Below are 21,130 nucleotides of genomic sequence, written 5' to 3' on the forward strand. Positions count from 1 at the left end.
GCGGATCAGGCGTCTTCGCGCATCAGTTGTTCAACCGCATCCACCACATCCTGCACGGTACGCACCGCGCGGAAGGTTTCCGGTTTAATTTTACGGCCGGTACGTTTCTGCAGGTGAACCACCATATCAACCGCATCAATGCTGTCGAGTTCGAGATCTTCATACAGACGCGCCTCCGGATGAATCTCAGCCGCATCAATTTCAAACAGGCTGGTCAGCAGTGACGCAACTTCCTGGTATATCTGGTCTTGGGTCATCATAATTTTGTCTCAGCGTTCAGGCGCGTTGTTGATCAACAAACGCGGCCAGAGAGGCAACAGAGAAGAAGTGCGCGCGCAGGGTTTCACTCTCGGCGGAGAGGGCCACACCGTAACGATTTTTTACCGCCAGACCGAGTTCAAGCGCATCGATTGAATCCAGCCCCAGCCCCTCGCCAAACAGCGGGGCCTCGGTGTCGATATCATCGGGACGGATATCTTCCAGGTTGAGGGTGTCGATAATCATCTGTTTGATATCGTTGATTAATGAGTCCATACCGGTTTTCGTATTACCTATTCAGGGGAACCAGCGCCTGTTGTAAATGGCGGGTCAGGCGACGCGCGGCCAGCGGCTGTGCATCTTGGTTGCTTTCGCAAAACGACTGGCTGTCGATTCGCGCTTGTACGCGCACGGTAAACAGCGGTTTAACCGGCGGAATTTGATACCAGCGACTCTGTTTATCGAGCATACGCTGGCTACAGGTGATGTGAACCACCCGCAGATCGCACCCGGCACGGACCGCGATATTGGCGGCACCGCGCTGCAACTTCAGCGCCTCGCCATAGCGGGTGCGGGTCCCTTCCGGGAAGATCAGGATGTTGTCGCCGCGCGCCAGCCGTTGCTGGCTGTCAGGCAGTAAGGTTTCGGCTTCGCTATTGATCAGATAATCGGCGGCGCGGATCACACCCTGTAAGAACAGGTTATTTTGCAGATCGGCTTTCACCAGACAGTCCATCTCCGGCAGCACCGAGGCGATCATTACATAGTCGATCAGCGACGGATGATTGGCGACGATCAGGCAACCGCGATCCTGCTGCAGCAGTTCTGCCCCTTCAATCCGGTAGTCGTAGACGCCGACCCCGCGGCAAAAGCGCAGAAAGCAGCGGAAGCTGCAGGCGATCGCGCGTCGGGCCAGCTGGCGGCGACGCAAGGTGTCGCGCTGCACCAGCAGCAGCAGATTAAAGCCGATCAGCGACAGCAGCAGGCCGCCGAGGCTGAAAAGGGTAAAACTGACCGCCGTCATCACCAGCCGCCAGTAATAGTTGATGCTGCTGCAGCGCGGCTGCGCCGGTTGTGAGCAATCAGCCATGATTTTTCTCCCAGTGCCACTGCAGGCGCTCGCCTGGCAGGCTGAACTGCGTCGATCCAGCGAGAGACTGTTGCAAAAAGCAGAGACTTTGCGGCAACGCGGCGGGGATCATCTCGCCGGGCTGAGGCTGACTGTGGCAGCGCCACTCATCGCCAGTGGCCAGCAGCAGCGCCACCGCATACGGCGCGTTAAGGGGGTTTTCGGCTAACCACGGCAGATAATAATCGGGCAGCAGACCCTCGAAATCGACCAGCAGTACCTGCTGATAGCCCGCCTGATGTAAGGCACTGACTTCAATCAGCCCTTGCTGAAAAGAGTCGATCCCGGCCGCGATGGAGGTCGATACCAGCGGTGCTTTCGCTGCGATAGTGAGGCTGCCAACGGCAGAATTGTGTACCGACATCGCAAAATCAGTGGGCGACAGTGGCTGCTGACTGGCCAGTGCGGTCAGGATACGCAGATTACGCTCCAGCTCGCCGTGACGGCTGGTGAACACCACTGCATCCACCGTCTGACGTGCCAGCAGTGCCAGACCGCACTCAACTGCCGCACGACTGCCGCCGCTCAGACGACGCGCGGTCATCATCGGTAAAAATTGCGGCTTTGCCATGGACTGGTTGGGGTCGATTACCGCGCCCTGTAGCGCCCAGCGTTGCCAGTCATCGTGTCCGGCCAGCCCGGGAGCCAGCGCCTGCCAGTCGACCAGAGAGTAAGCGAGTCTCATTTCAATTTTCTTTTAGCAAAACGGGTGGCGTTGCGTCCATCAGGTCGTCAACGCCTTCCTTGCGTTAGCAAAGATTCATCCCTGAAATATCTGCCGACCCGGCTATTGCCGATCACGGTAGTGGTTTAGCCGGCGATGCAGCAATAGCAGGTCATCTGATTTGTCGGCCGGCAGCGAAAGATCTTTATTTTATTGTTCAATACCGACAGATAAGTGCGACAACGCGCGGCTTATTGTGCCGCCAGCGCTGACAGGCGTAGCTGAATGTCCTGATCGAGGTTGGTGATCCAGCGGTTATAGTTATTGTGGATCTTGCCCTCTCCCGCTTTCAGGTTTTCGCTGCTGAGATAATCGATGCGGTAACTCTGGCTGGTGTAGGAGATGCGAATGTTGGCTGCGAAACCACGCTGTGCCAGTCGACCGTTGATAACACCCGGCGAAACCGGCGTCATCACCCACTTGCGGCTGATGCCCGCTTCGATGATCGCGGTTTTCATCTGATTATCACTATAACGCTGTGAGAGTGTCTGATTCACATTGTGAATCGGCGCAGTGCGGGCACAACCGGTTAATAAAGCTGCGGTCACCACCAGTGTAAAAATTAACTTTTTATTCATCACGATTCCCTTTCATTCCCCTGTATTATCAGGCGGTTAAAAATACAACTCGCCTGGCGCAGCATAAACAATCCGTGCGCTTTTCCATCTGGCCAGTCTAAAACCCGCGCATGATACCACCTAATGTAAAGACAGGTAAGCGGAAGTATGCGGGGCTTATTTAACCGATAAGAGTGTCAGGCGGAACACAGCGGCGCGGGACGCAACAGCGCCGATCCGGCGAGCAGAATCTCTGACTGCTGCTGGATCGGAACCGTATGAAGGGAAAGGGTTATTCAGAAGATGACGTGGCGTTTGCTGACCAGCCGCCACCCAGCGCACGATAGAGATCAATCTGCGCCAGCAGCAGATTATTTTTCACCGTCACCAGATTTAGCTGAGTTGTAAACAGGGTACGCTGGGCATCCAGCTCATCAAGATAGGAGGCGTAACCGTTCTGATAGCGGTTACTGGCGATGCGCAAGGCTTCAGCTACATAGTTCTCCTGCTTTTGCAGCTCTTCCAGTTGTGCCTCACCCTGCCGGATCGCATCCATCGCATCGTTCACTTCTGAGAAGGCGTTACGCACCACTTTCTCATAGCCATAGAGCGCCTGGTTACGGGTGGCCATTGAGACATCCACTTCTGCGGTCAGCGCTTCACGGTTGAGCAACGGCGCCAGAATACTGCCGCCGACGCTCCACAGGCGGAACGGATTATCAGCCAGCTGATGCAGCACCGAACTCTGTAACGTGCCGGTCGCAGTCAGGTTGAGATTGGGCAGCAGCTGCGCTTTGGCCGAAGCCAGACTGGCATCGGCGGCCAGCAGCTGGCGCTGCGCCTGAACGATATCCGGTCGGCGATTGAGCAACTGGGACGGCAGCAACGACGGTAACTGCTGCGGCGATATTTGATCGAACTGCTGTCGGCGAGCAATTTCGCGTGGATTCATCGCCACCAGGATACTCAGCGCATTCTCCTGCCGGGCAATCTGATGCTTAAGCTGCGGTATCTGTGCTTTGGCTGACTGGTACTCCGAGGCCGCCTGCATCCACTCCAGCCGTGAGGTGTAGCCGGTTTCAAACTGGCGCTTCGCAAGGGTCAGCGAATTATTGCGGGTGATCAGCGTCGCTTCGGTAACGCGCAACTGCTCATCGAGAGCACATAAGTTGAGATAACCCGAGGCCACCGAGCTGGCAATGGTCAGCTCCGCCGCCGAGGCTGCAGCCTGTTGCGCCGCCAGCGAGGCTTGCGCAGCGTCAATCGAACTGCTGCGCGCGCCCAACAAATCGACATCGTAATTCGCCTGCAGCAGGCCCTGAAAAACGTCGGTTTCATAAGGCTGGCCGGTAACCGAGGAGAGCGTACGTTCACGGGTTGCCGCCACGCCGGCGCTCAGAGTCGGAAAATTATCGCCCTGCGCCGCACGCAGCTGAGCGCGATACTGATCCACCCGTGAACGCGCGGTGAGAATATCGGGATTATTGCGTAACGCCTGCGTCACCAGCCGGTTGAGATGCGCATCGCCAAAGGCGCGCCACCAGCCCGCTTCTGGCGGAGCAGCCGGCCCGACCCGATCGCGCCAGGCAGGCGGAATCGGCAGTGACGACGGTGCTTTTTCAACCTGGGTCGCGCAACCGGCCAGCGTCAGTGTCAGTGCGCCAATCAGTAAACGGCGGACGATCATGGTGCGCCCTCACCTGCCGGCTGTGCGGCGGTATCGATGCTCACTTCCACCGACATGCCGGGTCGCAGTTGCTGCATATCCTGCTCGTCGATGCGGATACGAACCGGAATACGCTGAGCAATTTTGACGAAGTTACCGGTGGCGTTGTCAGGCGAAATGGCGCTGAATTCCGACCCGGCAGCTGGCGAGATAAATTCAACCTGACCGGTAAAGCGTTTGCCATCCAGCGCATCGACCCGGATGGTCACTGGCAGACCGGGCCGGATCCGCGCCAGCTGCGTCTCTTTCAGGTTGGCGATGATCCACTTGTGGTTAGGTACCACCGAGGTCAGCCGCGTTCCGGCCGTGACATAAGCGCCGGTTCGCACAGACAGCTGGCCGAGCTGACCATCATCCGGCGCGATAATCCGGGTGTTGGCCAGATCGATCTCCGCCAGTTCCAGTGCCGCCTGCGCACTGGCGACGTCTCCTTCCAGCGACGCACGGTTGACGATTACCGTTTGCAGATTTTGCTCTGCGACCGCGATCTGAGCCGCAGCCTGACGGACCTGCGCCTGTGCCTGCGCGTTAGCCGCGCGGGCGGCATCCCGTTCGCGCACCGACAGCGAGCCGTCAGCGGTCAGGTTCTCTACGCGTTTCAGGTCAAAGCCGCTTTTCAGCGCCTGTGCTTTGGCGTTTTCCAGCACCGCTTTATTACTTTCAATCGTCGCCTGGGCACTGCGTCGCTGTTGCAGGTTATTGCTGAGCGCCGCCTGCTTCATAGCCAGTTGTGCCTGGGCCTGATGCACCCGCTGACGATAGATACGATCGTCGATGGTCATCAGCAGCTGACCCTTTTTTACCGGTTGCAGATCGATGACTTCAACCGAGGTCAGATAGCCGCTGACCTGCGGACTGATAAAGGTCACCTGGCCGCGGACATAGGCATTTTCAGTAGTTTGCACTGAGCTGGTAAAGGGCCAGAGTTGCCAGGCGTAGAGAATGACTAATACGCCAATCACCACAATGCCGCTGCCGGCGGCAATAGAAAGAATACGGCGGCGGTTCGCACGGTCGCGTTCGGCTGCCTGAAGTTCGTCCTGCTGACTCATTGTTTCTCCGTGTTTTCCTGTAATGCGGCCAGCTGATGCTGCTCACGCAGGTTAAATTGCGCCTGGCGCCAGTCGAGATAACGCCGACGCGTTAATCGCCAGATCACCCACATCAGGGTGATCAATGCCAGCGCCGCCGTTAACAGATAGGTGTCGTTATAGGCCAGTACGTTGGCCTGTAATGTCGCGACAGTTTGCAGCTGGCTGCTGCTTTGCGCGCCGAGCAGAATGTTATCGCCGACCAGGCTATTGAACAGCGCATTGTACTGGCTGAGACGTTCGTTGACGTTGGGGTCAAGCAGCGAGAGTTGATCGCTGAGCAGGCTGGAGTGATATTTTTCCCGCCAGGTCTGAAAAGTCCCGAGGATCGCCGAACCAATCAGTCCGCCAAGGTTCTGGCTCATGCCAAACAGCACCACAAAACTCACCAGATTTTTCGGCTGGGTGACCACGCTGCCAATCCCCATCAGCATCGCTGGCGCCATAAAGAAGGCGCTGCTGAAGCCCAGCAGAAACTGGCTGAAGTACATATTGTTGGCGCGGGTCAGCGGACTGGAGTGCGCATCCATCAGCGACGCGATAATCATCACCACCAGTGAGGTGACGATTGGCCAGTTGAGGTGGTTAGGCTTGATGGTGAGCGCACTGGCGGCGATACCGACAATCACGCCGGCAATAATCGCCAGCGCCAGCCCGCGCATCTGATCGTTCTGTAAGCCAATCTGCTGTAAAAAACCGACCGCGCCGGTGTTCTGTTCCGCCAGTACGATGCGGATCATGATCATCACAATCCCCAGCCGGACCATCATGCCGCTGCTGAGCCAGCGGGTATTGATCAACGGATTGCGCCGGTTGTGCTCAATCACAATCGCGGTCACGATCAGCGTTAATGCGATGGCGGTGCAGATGCCGAGCCACGGCGTAGTAAACCACCACTCAATCCGCCCCAATGACAGCACGCCGCACAGCAGCGCCATGCCCGGAGCCAGCAGCATAAAGGTGACGAAATCCATTTTTTCAAAGGTCTTGATGCGGTCGCCGGGCGGCAACTTGACCAGCAGTACCCCGCCCAGCGCAATCATCGCCAGGCCAAGCTCAAACAGATAGAGACCGCGCCACTCGTTAAGCTGCAGCAGTTCCGAAGAGAACAGACGCGCCAGCGGAATCGCCAGTTGCGACACCGTCAGCCCAATCACCAGCGCTTTCAGACGATGCTTCGCTGGCCATGCCTGCACCTGGTAGTAGATACCCAGCGAGCTGAGCGCTGCCGCTACCATGCCGTGCGCGGTACGCACGATGATCGCCGAACTGAGGTCGTTGGCGAACAGATGAAAGAACGCCACCAGCACATACAGCACCAGAAACGCTTCGGTGAAGGCACGCAGGCCAAACTGCTGACGAAATTTCACCAGCAGCAGGTTGATGGAGATATTACCCATCACGTAGACCGCCGGCAGCCAGGCAATCTCATTCGAATAGGCGCCGAAGGTGCCCTGCAGATTGATCAGATTGGCGGTGACCAGCGCATTACTTAGCGCCCCGGTCAGCGAGATCAGCAGGCCGATCAGACCAAACGCCACCCGCTTCGGCAGCGGATGCAGCGGGGTCGAGGGTGACCCAGGCAGCATCGGTTTTTCATGCGGTAACCACTCGCGCGCGGCATAGGGATTGCGCTTCGCCACCTTTACATGCTTCCCATTCGCGTCAGTAGTTGCTGTAACACTCGCTCGGTCACGGCCAGGTCCTGCGGATCGATGTCCGCCAGCATTTCACTACGCAGCGCGTCGGCCTGGGTTTTTACTTTAGCGAACGCCTGGTTGCCCTTTTCAGTCAGCACCAGATGGCGTTTTCGCCGATCTTCCGGCGGCTGGACCCGCGACAGCAGCGATTGTTTGACCAGCCGATCGACCAGCGGCACCATGCTGGCATCTTCCAGTCCCAGCAGCTGCGCCAGCTCGGTCTGGGTCATTCTTTCAGGTTCACTGGCAATCAGGCCAATCGCCATCCAGCTGCTCATGCTCAGACCACTATCTTTCAGATGGCGATCGACGGCCAGGCGCCAGGCGTGTGCGGTCAGATGCAGGAGATGGGTAAATGTACGAGTATGCGATAACAAATGTTAGCAACCTAATTGTTAGACTTCTAATTAAATGAAGGCGTTATTATACGCAAAGCCAAACGCGATTGGAAAGCGCCCGATCTGTTAAAAATTAGTGGATCGCGGCAGAATGTCCAGAGGCCGCAACCGGGAGTCGAACACCATGATAACAGCTGCGAAAAACTGGGTGGATTTGCGCCGTGATGCTGCCAGCGGTATTGAGTCGCTGCGCGCCCATTTTACCGGACACGCTTACGATCCGCACTGGCACGACAGTTACCTGATTGGTGTAACTGAGCAAGGTGTACAGCAGTTTCATTCGCGACGCAAACAGCATCAAAGCCGACCCGGTACGGTGTTTATGCTGGAACCGGAAGAATTACATGATGGCGACGCGATCAATGAGCAGGGCTTCACCTATCGCATGCTCTATCTTTCACCCCAGCAGATTGAGCTGCATCTCGCTCCGCTGCTGGCGGAGGGACCAGAGCAGCGTGAGTTAGGCTTCGCGGATACGCTGCGCGACGACCGGCCGCTGGCTTATGCGGTCTGGCACGCCTTCGACGCGTTGTGGCACGATCATCCGACATTAATCAAAGACGCGGCACTCGACCGACTGTTTGGCCAGCTGACGCAACACCGGTTGTGGCGCGCGTCCGGGCCGGTATACCCGGATGCCCGGCTGGCGCTGCAGGCGCGGGACTGGCTGATTGCTCATCATGCTGAAAATCCGGGTTTGCAGCAGATGGCGCTGAGTCTGAAACTGGATCGCTTTCGTCTGTCGCGGCTGTTCCAGGCCCACTGGGGATTGCCACCTCACGCCTGGCTGGTGCAGTGGCGGCTGAGTCAGGCCCGGCGGCGACTGGCTCAGGGCCAGCCGGTGGCCGATGTCGCCGCCGCGCTGGGTTTTGCCGATCAGAGCCATCTCGGCCGCTGGTTTAAGCGCGCCTGCCAGCTCAGTCCGGCACGTTATCAGCGTGCCTGCACAAATCTTCCAGACCCGGCCTGATCCGCCTGCCACAATGCGCTTTTTAGTCAGGAGAAGCGCAATGCAGGACTTACGTTGTGTCATGATTTTGAATGCCAGTTTGCCGCCGGGCAAAGCAACCAATGCCGCTGCCGTTATGGCGTTAACCCTCGGCCAGCGTCATCCGGCGCTGGTCGGCGAGGCGCTGGAAGATGCCAGTGCCCATCCCTGCCCCGGCCTGATCCCGGTCGGTATCCCGGTACTGGCGGCTACCACCGATCAGCTCAGCCTGCTGCGGGAAAACGCCGAACAGGCTGGCTGCGATATGGTGCTGTTTCCGGAAGAGGGCCAGTCCACCACCGACTATCAGGCGCTGAGTGACGCGATGCGGCAGAAGCCACGTCAGGAGTGGCGTTTGCTGGGCATGGCGGTGGTCGGTGAGAAAAAAGCCCTGCGCAAGCTGACCGCCAGACTCGCACTTTTCAGTTAAGGTTAACGCGGGAAGTTGTCGCACGCTTTCCGCATCATTTAAGTCAACTTTCCAGGCTGTACACATTTTCTGTACAATTTTGTTCTCAGAATATTCCTTATAAGCCCCTGTTAATGCTCAAATAGCACATTTTGCTTAGGAATCCGATTGTACAGATTGGACTTCATTGTATAACTTTATCCCCACGAGTTGTTTTGCGACTCTGTAACAAATGATGCACTTGCGTCGCCTCTGAAGGTGTCAGTGGATTTCCACCTTCAGAGGTTATTTTTTTATCCGTTTATTTATGACGTTGGGTTCCTTCGCATCTGTCCATGCGGAGGTTTTTTTAATGTCTTTTTGTCCTGACATCCGAAAGGGAATCGGGCTGTTTTGAAGGGCTTACACATGCAAAATCAGAATAGGGTTCCCAGAACCGATCAGGAAATTGCCGACTACTTTAATGCTGCCGCCAATAAACCGGCCAGTGATATGGAGATGCTCGGCTTAGTGGTCGCGGAGATCCTGCAGTCCGGCATGCCGGTCAGTAATAAGGCGATTATTTCTAAACTGATTCATCGTCTGGAACTGGAAAGCAACCGGGAGTCGCTGGAAATCTATCGGCAGCTGCTTGAGCTGGTCGTCCACAAAACCCCGGATGATTTCTCGTTATAATCCCGACTCCATGGAGGGAGTCACCCCGCCTTTTTCTGGTATCTTCGCCCTGCGCCCGGTAACATCTGCCCTCACTTTTATCCCGACTTTCTCGCCCTTCGTGCGGGAGCAAAACAAAAAAGAGCCTGCAATCCTTTATGACTCAATCGAATGATGTCGCTGCAACGCCGGTTGTGGCGAGTGATATTAGTGTCGGACGCGTATTACGCTCTCCGGCGCTGCTGACCCGCGAATGCCTGGCCGGGGTGATTACCGCGCTGGCGCTGATCCCCGAAGTGATCTCTTTTTCGGTTATTGCCGGCGTTGATCCTAAAGTCAGCCTGATTGCCTCGGTGGTGCTCTGTCTGACGCTGTCGATTCTCGGTGGCCGTCCGGCAATGGTGACCGCTGCCGCCGGTTCAGTGGCGCTGGTGATCGGTCCGATGGTGCATCTGCATGGCGTTAACTACATTTTGCCCGCGGTGGTGATGGGCGGCGTGATTCAGATCCTGTTTGGTCTGGCCGGGCTGGCACGCATGATGCGCTACATTCCACGCTCGGTGATGCTGGGATTTGTGAATGCGCTGGGCGTGCTGATTTTCTTTGCTCAGGTTCCGCACGTCTGGGGACAATCATCGCTGGTGTGGATCTTCTTTGCCGTGACGCTGGCGATTGTGCTGCTATTGCCGCGGCTGGTGAAAAGCGTTCCCTCACCGCTGGTGGCGATTGTGGTGGTAACCGGCGTTGCCCTGCTGATGGGCTATCGCATGCCGAATGTTGGCGACGAAGGCCCGATGAGCCCTGGCCTGCCCGGCTTTAACAGCCTGATGGTGCCGCTGAATCTGCAGACGCTGCAGATTATCTGGCCGACCGCGCTCAGTATCGCCTTTGTCGGGCTAATGGAGTCGCTGCTGACCGCCAAACTGGTGGATGACCTGACGGATACGCCGTCCAGCAAACGTCGGGAATCCTGGGGACTGGGCGTGGCAAACATTTTTGCCGGTTTTTATGGTGGTATCGCCGGTTGCGCGATGATCGGCCAGACCATCGTTAACGTCGAGCTCGGCCGGGCGCGTAGTCGGGTTTCTACCGTGGCTGCCGGACTGGTGCTGCTGCTATTGGTTACCGGTCTGAGCCAGATTATGGCGCAAATCCCGATGGTGGTTCTGGCAGGGATCATGATGGTAGTGGCGGTGAAAACCGTCAACTGGCACAGCCTGCAACCGGCTACGCTGAAGCGCATGCCGTGGTCTGAAACGCTGATTATGGTGCTGACCGTGGTGGTGACCGTGTGGACGGGTAACCTGGCGCTGGGGGTGCTGGCCGGCGTGATTGTCGCTATGATGCTGTTTGCCCGCCGCATTGCCCACGTCATTCACGCCGAGCGTCAGCTGAGCGAGGATGGCGAATCGGTACGTTATACGGTGCGCGGGCCGCTGTTTTTTGCGAGCAGCAACGATCTGTTTGAACATTTCGATTACGCCCACGATCCGAAAAACGTCATTATCGATTTAACGCATGCGCAGATCTGGGACGCATCAAGTGTGGCGGCGCTGGATGGCATTGAGCATCGCTATCAGCGCTATGGCGCGCAGGTGAAGATTGAGGGGCTGGATCACCGCAGTACTGATTTTCATCGCCGGTTAACCGGTAATTTCGGCTAACCCGGCGATTTATTCTGGCTGACCGGCGGCCTGCAACGCTGCCGGTCAGGCTCAGGCCTGTTGCCGGCGCGCTTTGTAGCGGGCCACCATCGTCATTAATGCCTGATAGATCAGACCGGCGTAAAGACTGGTCAGAATCGCCAGCCCTATCTCTTTGCCCTGCTGCTGCCATGACATAAACCACATGAACACGCCCCACAGAACAGAGAACACCAGCCAGCCGCGGACGAACTTCACGATGCCATTCATAACCACTCCTCTTCAATGATGCGCTACCTTAGCGGGGTTCAGCACAAAACGCATTGCCGGCACGCCGGAGATGAGAGGCGTCTCAAATAATCGGCCGCAATTTCTGCTCTGGCTGGCACAAGACGCCGTATCAGGTGATTCCACCGGACTTTTCTATACTAAAAGCACCGTTTAACTTTCAGGATACCTTGATGAAACGTTGCGCCTTATTGCTGTCAGCTTTTGCCGTTATCACTACCCTTTCCGCCTGTGCGCCTCAGTCGCCGGGCCGAGATGCGCCGCCGCCGCCGTCACCGCCAGGTGGTCAGCAGCCGGTCGGTGCGCCTGGCGGCAGTGGCCCGGTTGGTCAGCCACAATCCTGAACCTCTAGCCCTGAGTTCAGGATCTTCCGCCCGGATCACGATGCATCCGTCGCCGGGCGGACTAGTGCCGATGGGCGCACCCGCACTCAGACATCTCTCCCGGTCGCTGTTTGCCTAAATGGGAGTGACGACGCTTTAACCCCCCTTCGCCGCCCGTTTCACCTTGTGCTGCACAGGGTCCCAGCAGGCGGTTCAGCGCGTCGTTAATTGCCCGCTCGATATTGACTGACCAGCTGGTCAGATGCCAGGTTGAGGATTGTGCTTCATCAAGATCACCGAACCCGACTACCGCTACGTGCGCGCCCTGACCAAAATCCCGGATTGCCTGCATTGCACCAAACGCCAGCAGATCAGATTCACAGAACAGCGCCTGGATGCGCTCGGCGGCGCGGGTCTGTTTCAGATAATCGGTCATCGCCTGCCAGCCCTGTTCACGATCGTTGCCGCCCGCCACCAGATCGACGCAGATCGCTTGATCTGCCGCCATCAGGCTGGCGCTGTAGCCTTGTTTCTGTGGCGATGACCCTGCCTGGCTCTGCAGATAACCCAGCCGCTGATGACCTTCTGCCAGCAGCAGTCGCCCGATCGCTTCGCCCGCCTGCCTGGCACCCTTCTGCATTACCTGCTCTGCATCAAGCTGCAGCACCGGCAGCGAGACCTTGGTCAGGATGCTTGCAGGCGGTGAGTCACTGAACGCACCCGGCAACAGCAGTAAACCACGCAGCCCGAGCGGGGCCGCCTGAGTCAGCTGTGCTGCGAGCGCCTGTTCAGTGGCGGCATTCAACAGGAGCATCAACACGCCACGCGCGTTGAGCTGGTGCGTCAGTTGATGGAGGATTTTCTGCTGCCAGGAATTCAGTAACGGGCTGGAGATTACGCCAATCATCGGCGGAAATGCGGTATCAGGCTGCTGGTCAGTGGAAAGCGTCATTATAAAGGGTCCCGACTTCTTTTGCGGCTGAGAATGGATAACCTTACCATACGGTAAATGAATAACTTTCAACAGGTTACAAAGACCGACTCAGGCCGCAAAATTGAGTGAAAAGCGATGTAACAGAAGTCTGCCATTGTATCAGTGGTGGGTAGGCACTCAGTAGCAGGATGGGTATAAGTACCTGTGCGGCTGATCTGCACGTTGATGATGATTTCTGCAGCGGGGTTAAAACCATAAGTCGACTATTAAGGCTTATATATTCCACCACAACGAGCAGCCATTAAGCGTTTTTTAAACATATCGCCCTGCGCGGCGTAACAGACACACGAATATCCGTAAACGGGTAAGCCGATACAGCAGGAAATTGTTCTGTCAACATAAAGCGGAATAGCGTGGCCAGCCGACTGGTTAATATAATAATTTCAAATATCGGCTCATCTCTAAACTGATTAACTATTCAGCCGGATTATTTCCAGCAGGCTAACCCCGGCTACGGTTATTTTTATCATCAGGCAGATAGCAGCACGACCGGGCAGCAGGAGTTGAACCTGCATCGGCAATCCCCGAAGAATTGCAATAATACCGTTATACTATGCCCGTGTTTCCCCGCCCTGCACCTCACCCTGCCTCGCGTAACCCTTTGCCACAGCGCGCTGCCCGTTGCCTTGCTTAACCAGCATTCAGGCTGCCTGCCCGGCGTAATCGACCGCCTTCCCCTTCGAAGATCTGCCCGTCACCTGGCGGGATATTTCAGCCTGGGTACTGCAGTAATAACGGCGGATTAAGTAAGGGTAGTGCCGGCTAATAAGGCTGCAAGCGCAAGCGGTGAATATTTGATAAAATAGCGGAAACCATAAAAATAGATTGCTAATGCTTTTAATCACGCATTCTTCAGCTAGCCTTAAAAGCCAGACTGTCGGGGGAAACGCTTCCGGCGTTCAGCAGACTGAAATAAGCGAAGAGGTAATGACTATGCCCTCAGGACAATTTTATATTCTTGATCATCCGGATCTGACATTCACCGCCAGTTACCATATCGATACGGTGAATGAAAAGCCCTTTAAATCACGCATCGTGCTTGAGATCCAGAAACAGCTGCAACCTACCGAGGCATTTGATGCTGTCAGTATCGGCCAACAGGTGACCTTTGTCTCATCCAGCGGTGAAGCGCAGCGAATGTATCTGATCAGTAACGCTGACGACCAGCTGGTTTTCAGCTCGCGCGCCTGAGGCCGGAATTTGCAGAGAAAGGGGGAAGGATAATCGAGCACGAGGACACGGTCTGTCTAACCGTCGTCTTCGCCACCCTGCAGAAACAAAAAAACCACCTTTTGAGGTGGCTTACGACATTGCTTACTGCTTGTTTTTATTCGGTTTCAATATGGTGCCCGGGGCGGGACTTGAACCCGCACAGCCTTACAGCCGAGGGATTTTAAATCCCTTGTGTCTACCGATTTCACCACCCGGGCAGGGTGTAACTGGAGGCGCGTCCCGGAGTCGAACCGAGGTACACGGATTTGCAATCCGCTGCATAGCCACTCTGCCAACGCGCCTTAAACTGATGTGCCGCCAGGTTAACCTGACCTGCGAATCTGGAGCGGGAAACGAGACTCGAACTCGCGACCCCGACCTTGGCAAGGTCGTGCTCTACCAACTGAGCTATTCCCGCATTTCAGCAACTGCATCGAACTTGCTGATTTTATTTATCTTCTGGCAGGCTGGCTGCCGTTCGATGCGATGCATTCTACTGACCTGACGCAGTGAGTCAATAAAATTATCCTCACTGTGTGTCTGTTTGCTGCTTTTTAAATCGCATCGATCACGGTTCGAGCAGATCGCCGCGCGCCGCGCTTAAATACTGAAACATTGACCAGAAAGTCAGCACCGCAGCAATGTATAACGCCACCACGCCAATTCCGACTACCGTGCTGTCAGGACGCCACAGCAGGGCAAACAGCGACAGCATCTGGGCGGTGGTTTTCACTTTGCCAATCCATGAAACCGACACGCTGCTGCGTTTACCAATCTCAGCCATCCACTCACGCAACGCAGAAATGATAATCTCGCGGGCAATCATGGTGGCGGCGGGCAGCGTAATCCACCAGGCATGGAAATATTCTGCCACCAGCACCAGCGCCATCGCGACCATCACTTTATCGGCCACCGGGTCAAGAAATGCCCCGAAGCGGGTGGTCTGTTTCCAGCGGCGCGCCAGAAAGCCGTCAAACCAGTCGGTGACGGCAGCGAAAATGAAGATCAGTGCAGTAGCCAGCGGTGCCCAGTGAAACGGCAGATAGAAAGCCAGCACGAAGAACGGGATGAGGACGACTCGGAACAGGGTGAGACACGTCGGGATGTTAAATTGCATATGCCGGTAACTGTCTGGAATGGGTAGAATTTAACGTATGTTCCTACATTGCCCCCCCCGTTTCAATGCTAGTGTTTCAACGAGTAGTATATTTTTTCTGCCAGGGCGTGTGAGATACCCGGTACATTGGCGATCTCCTCCACTGATGCATTCATCAGCGGTTGCAGGCCCCCCATGTACTTAAGCAGTTGCTGACGCCGTTTCGGCCCCACTCCTTCGATGCTTTCCAGTGCGCTGGTGTTCTTTACTTTAGCGCGTTTTTTACGGTGGCCCGAGATTGCATGATTGTGAGCATCGTCACGAATATGCTGAATTACATGCAGCGCCGGGGCATCCGGCGGCAGAGAAACGCCCTCGCCTTCCGCTTCAAAGAACAGTGTTTCCAGTCCCGCTTTACGATCGCTGCCTTTGGCTACGCCCAGTAAAATCGGTCGGGATTTATCCCACGGCACATCCAGCTCGGCGAATACCTGTTTCGCCTGGGCAAGCTGTCCTTTGCCGCCATCGATCAGGATCACGTCCGGGATCTTGTCCTCTTCGATCGCTTTACCATAGCGACGGCGCAGCACCTGATTCATCGCGGCATAGTCATCGCCGGGCGTAATACCGCTGATGTTGTAGCGGCGGTAGTCGGCACGCAGCGGACCGTTCTGATCGAACACCACGCAGGAGGCGATCGTCTGCTCACCCATGGTGTGACTGATATCGAAACACTCCATGCGCGTGATCTTGTCGAGCTGAAGAAACTCAGCCAGAGCTGCCAGACGCTGATGAATCGTCGAGTGTTGCGATAGCCGGGTGGTTAATGCGGTCGCGGCATTGGTTCGCGCCAGCTTCAGATAACGGGCGCGATCGCCGCGCGGTTTACTCTGAATCGAGACCCGACGACCAGCCAGCTCGCTCAGCGAGTCGGCCAGCAATTCGCGCTCTGGCAAGGTAAAGTCGAGCAGGATGTCGCCCGGCAAGGTGCGCGCTTCACTGCCCTGCAGGTAGAACTGTCCGACAAAGGTTTGCACCACTTCGGCCAGATCGGTATCCGCCGGCACTTTCGGGAAGTAGCTGCGGCTGCCTAACACTTTACCCTGACGAATAAACAGCACGTGCAGACAGGCCATACCCGCCTCGTAAGCCACGCCCATCACATCCAGGTCATCGCCCTGATTGGAGACAAACTGTTTCTCAGTGACCCGCCGCACCGCCTGAATCTGATCGCGCAGGCGGGCCGCTTCTTCAAATCGAAGTCCGACGCTCGCCTCTTCCATCCGCTTCACCAGCAGATTGAGGACCTGATCATCTTTGCCCGCCAGGAACAGGCGCACATAATCGGTTTGCTGGGCGTACTCCTCTTCACTCACCAGTCCGGCCACGCACGGCCCCAGACAACGACCAATCTGGTATTGCAGACAGGGACGTGATCGGTTGCGGTAAACGCTGTTTTCGCACTGACGGATCGGGAAGACTTTTTGCAGCAGCCCGAGGGTTTCGCGTACCGCATAGCCGTTGGGGAACGGCCCAAAGTATTCCCCTTTCGCGTGTTTAGCACCACGGTGCATCGCCAGTCGCGGATGGGTGTCAGCGCTCAGGAAGATGTAGGGATAGGATTTATCATCGCGCAGCAATACGTTGTAGCGCGGCTGATACAGCTTGATGTAGTTATGCTCAAGCAGCAGCGCTTCGGTTTCGGTGTGGGTTACGGTGACATCGATGTGCTGGATATTGCTTACCAGCGCTTCGGTCTTGCGGCTGCCGACCTGAGTGCGAAAATAGCTGGTCAAACGCTTTTTCAGATCTTTGGCTTTGCCAACATAGATGACGGTGCCTGAGGCGTCATACATGCGGTAGACGCCGGGCTTACTGGTCACCGTACTCAGAAAGGCTTTGGAATTAAAAACGTCACTCACTACTGATTAACGGCTCCGCATTATAGAGGCCATGTCGAATGGCCAGATGCGTTAACTCTACGTCACCACTGATGTTCAGCTTACTGAACATACGATAACGGTAGCTGTTAACGGTTTTAGGACTGAGATTCAACTGCTCGGAAATTTCCGTCACCTTTTGTCCTTTGGTGATCATCAGCATAATCTGCAATTCCCTTTCCGACAAACAGCTGAAAGGTGATTCGGCTTTCTGCGGCTCAATCTGGCTCAGCGCCATCTGCTGCGCAATGTCCGAGGCGATGTAGCGTTGTCCGGCGTTAACCGAACGAATCGCGTTAATCACTTCCTGCGGCGCTGCCCCTTTACTGAGGTAGCCAGCGGCACCGGCCTGCATCACTTTGGCCGGTAATGGATTCTCGGTATGGATTGTCAGCATGATGATTTTGATGTCGGGATTGTAGCGCACGATCTTGCGTGTCGCCTCAAGCCCGCCAATGCCTGGCATGTTCATATCCATCAAAATCACATCGACCTGATTGGCACGACACCATTTGGCCGCGTCCTCACCACAGTTAACTTCTCCGACTACCACCAGACCTTTGACATCCTCCAGGATGCGGCGGATACCAGCACGGACCAGTTCATGGTCATCAACAAGAAGCACACTGATCAACGGGAAGACTCCAGAGGCTAAAAAGAGGAAGCAATTAACGATTTCAGGCGGTAATCATACCCGTTTTTACCTCAAAAGCACATCAACAAAGTAAAACTGTAGCGGCGATACCTGATTGAAAACCGATGATCATGCTTATCTGAGTCGCGGTGAAACCGCCACCTATCCCACCTGAAAAATAAAATTAAAAAAGTTATTTTTCATTTACTTAAACAGAATTCGATGCGGGATTTATGTGGGTGTGCAACACCGTCAGGAACATCGTTAAGCGCTATGATAACTTTCCGCGATTGATTAGCCCTGCTGGATTGATAACCTTTTCGGCCAGAAGCGAACCGGCCCGATCAGCAACTTAATCGCCCTGTGGTATACTCACGCATTGCTGTACGGACGAGATTGCCGACACGTTGTTATTCACCAAGGAGAAAATCATGAGCGATGAAGACTTTGCAACTTCGCAGGAAGCGCGCAAATTAGCGGATGAAATAGCGGGTCTGAAAATGATGATCACGCTGATTCTGAAAGGCATGGGTCAGGCGGATGCCGGAAAAGTCATTATCAATATGGAACGCTACGTGCAGACGCTGGGCGATAAGCCGCAGGCGGAAGTGTTCAGCAACACCATTAAGCAGATCAAAGCGGCCTACCGCCAGTAAACGTTTTGCCCCCGGTTGCGGGGGCAAATTAGTTAGCTGTGTGACTGCCAGTTAACTGACACACCCAGCGACGGCAGTACTTCTTCCGGACTGAAACGCCGGGTGCCGCGATACTTCTCCGCCAGCGCAGGCTGCACCACCGGAATGCGAATCGCGAACAGATTATCTTCCGACAGGATCAAGCCCGGCGTCAGCGGCTCATACACCACCCGATGCTGCTCAAACATCTTCTCCAGCATCGGTGTGGCTGAACTGATGATGTACTCCATGCCATTCAGCTCTGCCAGCTGCACCGCGTGCCAGAGAATGTTCAGTGGCAACTCAGGATCCACCTCCAGCCGGGCCGAGAAGCGCGACATCTCCCACACCTTTTCATGGCTGAAGGGCAACACAATGCCTTCACTCTGTTCCGGTTCGAACCACGGCATAAGCCGGGCGCAGCCGCTGATCCCTTCCCGCGCATTCCAGGCAATCAGCCAGGTCACGTCTGAGCGATCGAAGCGATCGTATTCCTGTCCCGGCGTGCTAAGACGTGGCGGAATAGACCAGCCTTCGCCGCGCGCAAATACGCTATACCGGTAGCTGCCAAGTTCGGCAAGCAAAGAGGATGGCATATCCTTTAATTGCGTTTGAACTATTTTCATCATGCGCCTCTGACATCCCCATGTTTGCAATGATTTCTTTGCGCCAGCCTGGCAAAGCCCCGGCGCAGGGTAGACAACTGACATGGACGAGGGAACTACTAAAACTGGTAGTTGCTTTTCGTCTAAATCAGCCCGACTGCTGCTGCATAACAGGCAATCTGGGTTTTATTGGAAACATTGAAACGCTTTTGCATATTTTTTTGGTGAAAGTTAACGGTATGTTCAGAGATGGATAAAATAAGTGAAATTTCCACCGCAGTTTTTCCCTCTGCAGTCCATTTCAAAATTTCCAGCTCGCGCTGACTAAACTCTTTTTTTAGTACCATCATTGCATCATCGCTAAAGCGTTCCAGCGTATCTAAGCTTAGCTCCGCTAAAAAGTGTAGTTTGACTTCCAGCTCAATGCGGCGCTGCTGAATAGGAAGCGGCTGTTGCGATGATATAGATAATATACCAATGACGCGATTTGGTGCCATTGCAGAGCAAGAAAAACCGCTACGCAGGCCGTGCTCTGCCGCCTCCTGCCACAGGTTACCGGCCTCGGTAAACAGTTCACGCGTCCAGACCATTCCCCGGCCGGGCCGCTGGCACTGTTCCAGCACCGGATCGACCGCGTAATAATTGTTCGCTTCATAATGCTTAACCCACTGCGTGGGATAACTGCTGTGTAAATGAATGCGCGGTCGGGTGAAAGGCACCGGATGCTGAATCAGGAAGGCAAAATAGTCGAAGCCTAATGATTCAGTAAAGCAGTGCAATAACGTCTTCAGCTCAGAAGAACAAGTTAATGCCCGAAATTTTTCTTCTGCGTCACCCCGCCAGGCGAAATAATCCCCGCTACTCATATTGCCTCGGCATTATTTTTACGCATTTGCGCATTATTATTCATTTTGGTTATTCAGATAAAAAATAAATTATCAGGAGTAAATTAATTTATTGTACAAACCGGCATCGCCACAATAAAGATGTCATTTAATTCTCTGAACCTCAGGCTCCCCACAACCGCCTTTCAACGTCAATATGAGGCCGTCCGGTGTAACTTTCAATCATTAGCGGAGAATAAGATTTTTCCGATGGAATTTCAATCATTGTGTTTCATTCGATTTTTTCAGCAGCGTTGCAAAAGTCTCAGTCCAGATAAAAAGTTATTTCCTGAGCGCCAGTAATTTATGGTTAAACAGCAGGTTAAATAGGTGCTGAATAAGCGAAGCGGTAAAGGTTGATGTTCAACATATTTTTCATCAGGAAATAAGCATGCATTTCACTCTGGTAATCCTGAGACTACGCTTAATCTGCGGTCACCGTGACTAATCGCTTAAGATCCGGGACGAAAACAGCCGTCAGACGCGCGTTTCAACACGACATGGATTAACCCGCCACGGGAGCATACGATGCTAAATCAGTGGGCTTTACTCTTTCTGGTGTCCGGCGTTTGCACCGCGCTGATGATTACCAAGGATATTTTCCTTTACCGTCAGCCGGGCAGACTGATGAACCTGATCTGGCCACTCACCGGGCTTTATCTGCCGTTTATCGGCTGGCTGGCCTGGTGGTATCTCGGCCGGATTCCCCGACATCAGTTAAAAGCAGCGTTACTGATTTCGCCCAAATCGTCCCGCTATCGTGGCTGGCAAGCGCTATTTATCGCCACCGCCATCTCAGCCGCCGCCTGTATTTTAGCTGAGGCGCTAACCTTACCAATTATCACGCTGCTGAACTATCTGAAAATACCGCTGTTGATCTGGCAACAGGCAGCAATTTCGCTGTTACTCTCTTTCCTGTTACTGCTGCTTTTTCAATTTTTCTCCCTGCCTCAACATGAAAAAAAATCATTCTGGCAGCGCTTGTCGCTGGCATTTAAACGCAGCGCCTTTCCGCTGCTGATCTGTCAGGCCGGCATTTTTTTCTTTATGGCGCTGGCCCTGAAATTTGTGCTGCATCAGCAGATCAATCCGTCGCGGACCCTCTTCTGGTTTATGCTGCAACTCGCGATGATGACTGGATTTGTTTTTTCGTGGCCAGCGAATCATTTCATAATCAAACGCGGTATTAATCCTGTTTTATGA

The 21,130-nt window shown here is 55.0% G+C and carries 24 protein-coding genes and 4 tRNA genes; 8 read left to right on the forward strand and 20 right to left on the reverse strand.

Features of this window, described 5'->3' with window-relative positions:
• Positions 1 to 5: 5 nt before the first annotated feature.
• The 9 genes from ACLIBF_RS13795 to ACLIBF_RS13835 form a co-directional block, all read right to left on the reverse strand.
• Positions 6 to 260: an acyl carrier protein gene (locus ACLIBF_RS13795; protein WP_031377674.1), complete on the reverse strand. Its 255-nt coding sequence runs from the start codon at positions 258 to 260 to the stop codon at positions 6 to 8.
• Positions 261 to 276: 16 nt separating this feature from the next.
• Complete coding sequence (locus ACLIBF_RS13800) at positions 277 to 534, reverse strand: phosphopantetheine-binding protein (RefSeq protein WP_031377675.1); 258 nt, start codon at positions 532 to 534, stop codon at positions 277 to 279.
• 13 nt (positions 535 to 547) lie between these two features.
• Positions 548 to 1,348: a lysophospholipid acyltransferase family protein gene (locus tag ACLIBF_RS13805; protein WP_279810321.1), complete on the reverse strand. Its 801-nt coding sequence runs from the start codon at positions 1,346 to 1,348 to the stop codon at positions 548 to 550.
• Positions 1,341 to 2,072: a beta-ketoacyl synthase chain length factor gene (locus ACLIBF_RS13810; RefSeq protein ID WP_279810320.1), complete on the reverse strand. Its 732-nt coding sequence runs from the start codon at positions 2,070 to 2,072 to the stop codon at positions 1,341 to 1,343. The genes ACLIBF_RS13805 and ACLIBF_RS13810 overlap by 8 nt, the downstream gene beginning before the upstream one ends.
• 230 nt (positions 2,073 to 2,302) lie before the next feature.
• Positions 2,303 to 2,689 carry a hypothetical protein gene (locus ACLIBF_RS13815; protein ID WP_448309987.1) on the reverse strand — a complete coding sequence of 129 codons (387 nt, stop codon included), beginning with the start codon at positions 2,687 to 2,689 and terminating at the stop codon, positions 2,303 to 2,305.
• A gap of 271 nt (positions 2,690 to 2,960) precedes the next feature.
• Positions 2,961 to 4,355 (reverse strand): efflux transporter outer membrane subunit, encoded by a 1,395-nt coding sequence (locus tag ACLIBF_RS13820; RefSeq protein WP_448309989.1) that lies wholly within the window; start codon positions 4,353 to 4,355, stop codon positions 2,961 to 2,963.
• The gene (locus ACLIBF_RS13825) at positions 4,352 to 5,446 is read right to left on the reverse strand and encodes an HlyD family secretion protein (protein ID WP_031377680.1); all 1,095 of its coding nucleotides are present in this window, start codon (positions 5,444 to 5,446) and stop codon (positions 4,352 to 4,354) included. Before ACLIBF_RS13825 ends, ACLIBF_RS13820 begins: the two co-directional genes overlap by 4 nt.
• On the reverse strand, positions 5,443 to 7,128 hold the full coding sequence (locus ACLIBF_RS13830; protein WP_031377681.1) for an MFS transporter: 1,686 nt from the start codon (positions 7,126 to 7,128) through the stop codon (positions 5,443 to 5,445). Before ACLIBF_RS13830 ends, ACLIBF_RS13825 begins: the two co-directional genes overlap by 4 nt.
• 2 nt (positions 7,129 to 7,130) lie before the next feature.
• Positions 7,131 to 7,562, reverse strand: coding sequence for a MarR family winged helix-turn-helix transcriptional regulator (locus tag ACLIBF_RS13835; protein ID WP_031377682.1), 432 nt, complete (start codon positions 7,560 to 7,562; stop codon positions 7,131 to 7,133).
• Positions 7,563 to 7,707: 145 nt separating this feature from the next.
• On the opposite strand from ACLIBF_RS13835, the gene ACLIBF_RS13840 reads away from it, so the two are divergent.
• The 4 genes from ACLIBF_RS13840 to ACLIBF_RS13855 all read left to right on the forward strand — a co-directional run bounded on the left by ACLIBF_RS13840 (position 7,708) and on the right by ACLIBF_RS13855 (position 11,298).
• A complete protein-coding gene (locus ACLIBF_RS13840; RefSeq protein WP_046288404.1) occupies positions 7,708 to 8,553 on the forward strand; it encodes an AraC family transcriptional regulator in 846 nt (281 codons plus the stop codon).
• 40 nt (positions 8,554 to 8,593) lie between these two features.
• The gene (locus ACLIBF_RS13845) at positions 8,594 to 9,001 is read left to right on the forward strand and encodes a DUF2000 domain-containing protein (protein ID WP_031377900.1); all 408 of its coding nucleotides are present in this window, start codon (positions 8,594 to 8,596) and stop codon (positions 8,999 to 9,001) included.
• 387 nt (positions 9,002 to 9,388) lie between these two features.
• Positions 9,389 to 9,655, forward strand: coding sequence for a biofilm/acid-resistance regulator YmgB/AriR (locus tag ACLIBF_RS13850; RefSeq protein ID WP_031377899.1), 267 nt, complete (start codon positions 9,389 to 9,391; stop codon positions 9,653 to 9,655).
• Between the two features lie 137 nt (positions 9,656 to 9,792).
• Complete coding sequence (locus ACLIBF_RS13855; RefSeq protein ID WP_159223677.1) at positions 9,793 to 11,298, forward strand: SulP family inorganic anion transporter; 1,506 nt, start codon at positions 9,793 to 9,795, stop codon at positions 11,296 to 11,298.
• 51 nt (positions 11,299 to 11,349) lie between these two features.
• Here ACLIBF_RS13855 and ACLIBF_RS13860 read toward each other — a convergent pair whose 3' ends face one another.
• Positions 11,350 to 11,547 carry a DUF6404 family protein gene (locus ACLIBF_RS13860; RefSeq protein WP_031377897.1) on the reverse strand — a complete coding sequence of 66 codons (198 nt, stop codon included), beginning with the start codon at positions 11,545 to 11,547 and terminating at the stop codon, positions 11,350 to 11,352.
• Between the two features lie 191 nt (positions 11,548 to 11,738).
• On the opposite strand from ACLIBF_RS13860, the gene ACLIBF_RS13865 reads away from it, so the two are divergent.
• Positions 11,739 to 11,909: a hypothetical protein gene (locus tag ACLIBF_RS13865; protein ID WP_162836819.1), complete on the forward strand. Its 171-nt coding sequence runs from the start codon at positions 11,739 to 11,741 to the stop codon at positions 11,907 to 11,909.
• 61 nt (positions 11,910 to 11,970) lie between these two features.
• On the opposite strand, the gene ACLIBF_RS13870 is transcribed toward ACLIBF_RS13865, so the two are convergent.
• Both ACLIBF_RS13870 and ACLIBF_RS13875 read right to left on the reverse strand, forming a co-directional pair.
• Positions 11,971 to 12,840 carry a substrate-binding domain-containing protein gene (locus tag ACLIBF_RS13870; RefSeq protein WP_031376082.1) on the reverse strand — a complete coding sequence of 290 codons (870 nt, stop codon included), beginning with the start codon at positions 12,838 to 12,840 and terminating at the stop codon, positions 11,971 to 11,973.
• Positions 12,841 to 13,370: 530 nt separating this feature from the next.
• Positions 13,371 to 13,443: transfer RNA gene (locus tag ACLIBF_RS13875), tRNA-Arg, on the reverse strand.
• Positions 13,444 to 13,815: 372 nt separating this feature from the next.
• On the opposite strand from ACLIBF_RS13875, the gene ACLIBF_RS13880 reads away from it, so the two are divergent.
• A complete protein-coding gene (locus ACLIBF_RS13880; protein WP_031376083.1) occupies positions 13,816 to 14,073 on the forward strand; it encodes a hypothetical protein in 258 nt (85 codons plus the stop codon).
• A 152-nt stretch (positions 14,074 to 14,225) separates the two neighbouring features.
• Here the strand turns inward: ACLIBF_RS13880 and ACLIBF_RS13885 are convergent.
• From ACLIBF_RS13885 to uvrY, 6 genes are all read right to left on the reverse strand, one after another.
• Positions 14,226 to 14,312 (reverse strand) — tRNA-Leu (locus ACLIBF_RS13885).
• Positions 14,313 to 14,322: 10 nt separating this feature from the next.
• Positions 14,323 to 14,396: transfer RNA gene (locus ACLIBF_RS13890), tRNA-Cys, on the reverse strand.
• Positions 14,397 to 14,436: 40 nt separating this feature from the next.
• Positions 14,437 to 14,512 (reverse strand) — tRNA-Gly (locus ACLIBF_RS13895).
• 150 nt (positions 14,513 to 14,662) lie between these two features.
• Positions 14,663 to 15,211: a CDP-diacylglycerol--glycerol-3-phosphate 3-phosphatidyltransferase gene (gene pgsA, locus ACLIBF_RS13900; protein ID WP_031376084.1), complete on the reverse strand. Its 549-nt coding sequence runs from the start codon at positions 15,209 to 15,211 to the stop codon at positions 14,663 to 14,665.
• 68 nt (positions 15,212 to 15,279) lie between these two features.
• A complete protein-coding gene (gene uvrC / locus ACLIBF_RS13905) occupies positions 15,280 to 17,112 on the reverse strand; it encodes an excinuclease ABC subunit UvrC (protein ID WP_031376085.1) in 1,833 nt (610 codons plus the stop codon).
• The gene (gene uvrY / locus ACLIBF_RS13910) at positions 17,105 to 17,764 is read right to left on the reverse strand and encodes a UvrY/SirA/GacA family response regulator transcription factor (protein WP_031376086.1); all 660 of its coding nucleotides are present in this window, start codon (positions 17,762 to 17,764) and stop codon (positions 17,105 to 17,107) included. The genes uvrC and uvrY overlap by 8 nt, the downstream gene beginning before the upstream one ends.
• Positions 17,765 to 18,195: 431 nt before the next feature.
• Here uvrY and ACLIBF_RS13915 point away from each other — a divergent pair, with 431 nt between their 5' ends.
• Positions 18,196 to 18,420 carry a DUF2594 family protein gene (locus ACLIBF_RS13915; protein WP_031376087.1) on the forward strand — a complete coding sequence of 75 codons (225 nt, stop codon included), beginning with the start codon at positions 18,196 to 18,198 and terminating at the stop codon, positions 18,418 to 18,420.
• 32 nt (positions 18,421 to 18,452) lie between these two features.
• On the opposite strand, the gene ACLIBF_RS13920 is transcribed toward ACLIBF_RS13915, so the two are convergent.
• A complete protein-coding gene (locus tag ACLIBF_RS13920; protein ID WP_031376088.1) occupies positions 18,453 to 19,064 on the reverse strand; it encodes an acyl-homoserine-lactone synthase in 612 nt (203 codons plus the stop codon).
• Between the two features lie 122 nt (positions 19,065 to 19,186).
• A complete protein-coding gene (gene sdiA, locus ACLIBF_RS13925) occupies positions 19,187 to 19,909 on the reverse strand; it encodes a transcriptional regulator SdiA (protein WP_069728140.1) in 723 nt (240 codons plus the stop codon).
• A gap of 546 nt (positions 19,910 to 20,455) precedes the next feature.
• Here sdiA and ACLIBF_RS13930 point away from each other — a divergent pair.
• Positions 20,456 to 21,130, forward strand: coding sequence for a DUF4396 domain-containing protein (locus ACLIBF_RS13930; protein WP_046288405.1), 675 nt, complete (start codon positions 20,456 to 20,458; stop codon positions 21,128 to 21,130).

This window comes from Pantoea sp. PGP6 (assembly GCF_053474785.1).

Excerpts from the sequence above, each read along its gene's own strand:
- ACLIBF_RS13795 (WP_031377674.1), bottom strand. The coding sequence starts at position 260 with ATGATGACCCAAGACCAGATATACCAGGAAGTTGCGTCACTGCTGACC.
- ACLIBF_RS13800 (WP_031377675.1), bottom strand. The coding sequence starts at position 534 with ATGGACTCATTAATCAACGATATCAAACAGATGATTATCGACACCCTC.
- ACLIBF_RS13805 (WP_279810321.1), bottom strand. The coding sequence starts at position 1,348 with ATGGCTGATTGCTCACAACCGGCGCAGCCGCGCTGCAGCAGCATCAAC.
- ACLIBF_RS13810 (WP_279810320.1), bottom strand. The coding sequence starts at position 2,072 with ATGAGACTCGCTTACTCTCTGGTCGACTGGCAGGCGCTGGCTCCCGGG.
- ACLIBF_RS13815 (WP_448309987.1), bottom strand. The coding sequence starts at position 2,689 with ATGAATAAAAAGTTAATTTTTACACTGGTGGTGACCGCAGCTTTATTA.
- ACLIBF_RS13820 (WP_448309989.1), bottom strand. The coding sequence starts at position 4,355 with ATGATCGTCCGCCGTTTACTGATTGGCGCACTGACACTGACGCTGGCC.
- ACLIBF_RS13825 (WP_031377680.1), bottom strand. The coding sequence starts at position 5,446 with ATGAGTCAGCAGGACGAACTTCAGGCAGCCGAACGCGACCGTGCGAAC.
- ACLIBF_RS13840 (WP_046288404.1), top strand. The coding sequence starts at position 7,708 with ATGATAACAGCTGCGAAAAACTGGGTGGATTTGCGCCGTGATGCTGCC.
- ACLIBF_RS13845 (WP_031377900.1), top strand. The coding sequence starts at position 8,594 with ATGCAGGACTTACGTTGTGTCATGATTTTGAATGCCAGTTTGCCGCCG.
- ACLIBF_RS13850 (WP_031377899.1), top strand. The coding sequence starts at position 9,389 with ATGCAAAATCAGAATAGGGTTCCCAGAACCGATCAGGAAATTGCCGAC.
- ACLIBF_RS13855 (WP_159223677.1), top strand. The coding sequence starts at position 9,793 with ATGACTCAATCGAATGATGTCGCTGCAACGCCGGTTGTGGCGAGTGAT.
- ACLIBF_RS13860 (WP_031377897.1), bottom strand. The coding sequence starts at position 11,547 with ATGAATGGCATCGTGAAGTTCGTCCGCGGCTGGCTGGTGTTCTCTGTT.
- ACLIBF_RS13865 (WP_162836819.1), top strand. The coding sequence starts at position 11,739 with ATGAAACGTTGCGCCTTATTGCTGTCAGCTTTTGCCGTTATCACTACC.
- ACLIBF_RS13870 (WP_031376082.1), bottom strand. The coding sequence starts at position 12,840 with ATGACGCTTTCCACTGACCAGCAGCCTGATACCGCATTTCCGCCGATG.
- ACLIBF_RS13880 (WP_031376083.1), top strand. The coding sequence starts at position 13,816 with ATGCCCTCAGGACAATTTTATATTCTTGATCATCCGGATCTGACATTC.
- pgsA (WP_031376084.1), bottom strand. The coding sequence starts at position 15,211 with ATGCAATTTAACATCCCGACGTGTCTCACCCTGTTCCGAGTCGTCCTC.
- ACLIBF_RS13915 (WP_031376087.1), top strand. The coding sequence starts at position 18,196 with ATGAGCGATGAAGACTTTGCAACTTCGCAGGAAGCGCGCAAATTAGCG.
- ACLIBF_RS13920 (WP_031376088.1), bottom strand. The coding sequence starts at position 19,064 with ATGAAAATAGTTCAAACGCAATTAAAGGATATGCCATCCTCTTTGCTT.
- sdiA (WP_069728140.1), bottom strand. The coding sequence starts at position 19,909 with ATGAGTAGCGGGGATTATTTCGCCTGGCGGGGTGACGCAGAAGAAAAA.
- ACLIBF_RS13930 (WP_046288405.1), top strand. The coding sequence starts at position 20,456 with ATGCTAAATCAGTGGGCTTTACTCTTTCTGGTGTCCGGCGTTTGCACC.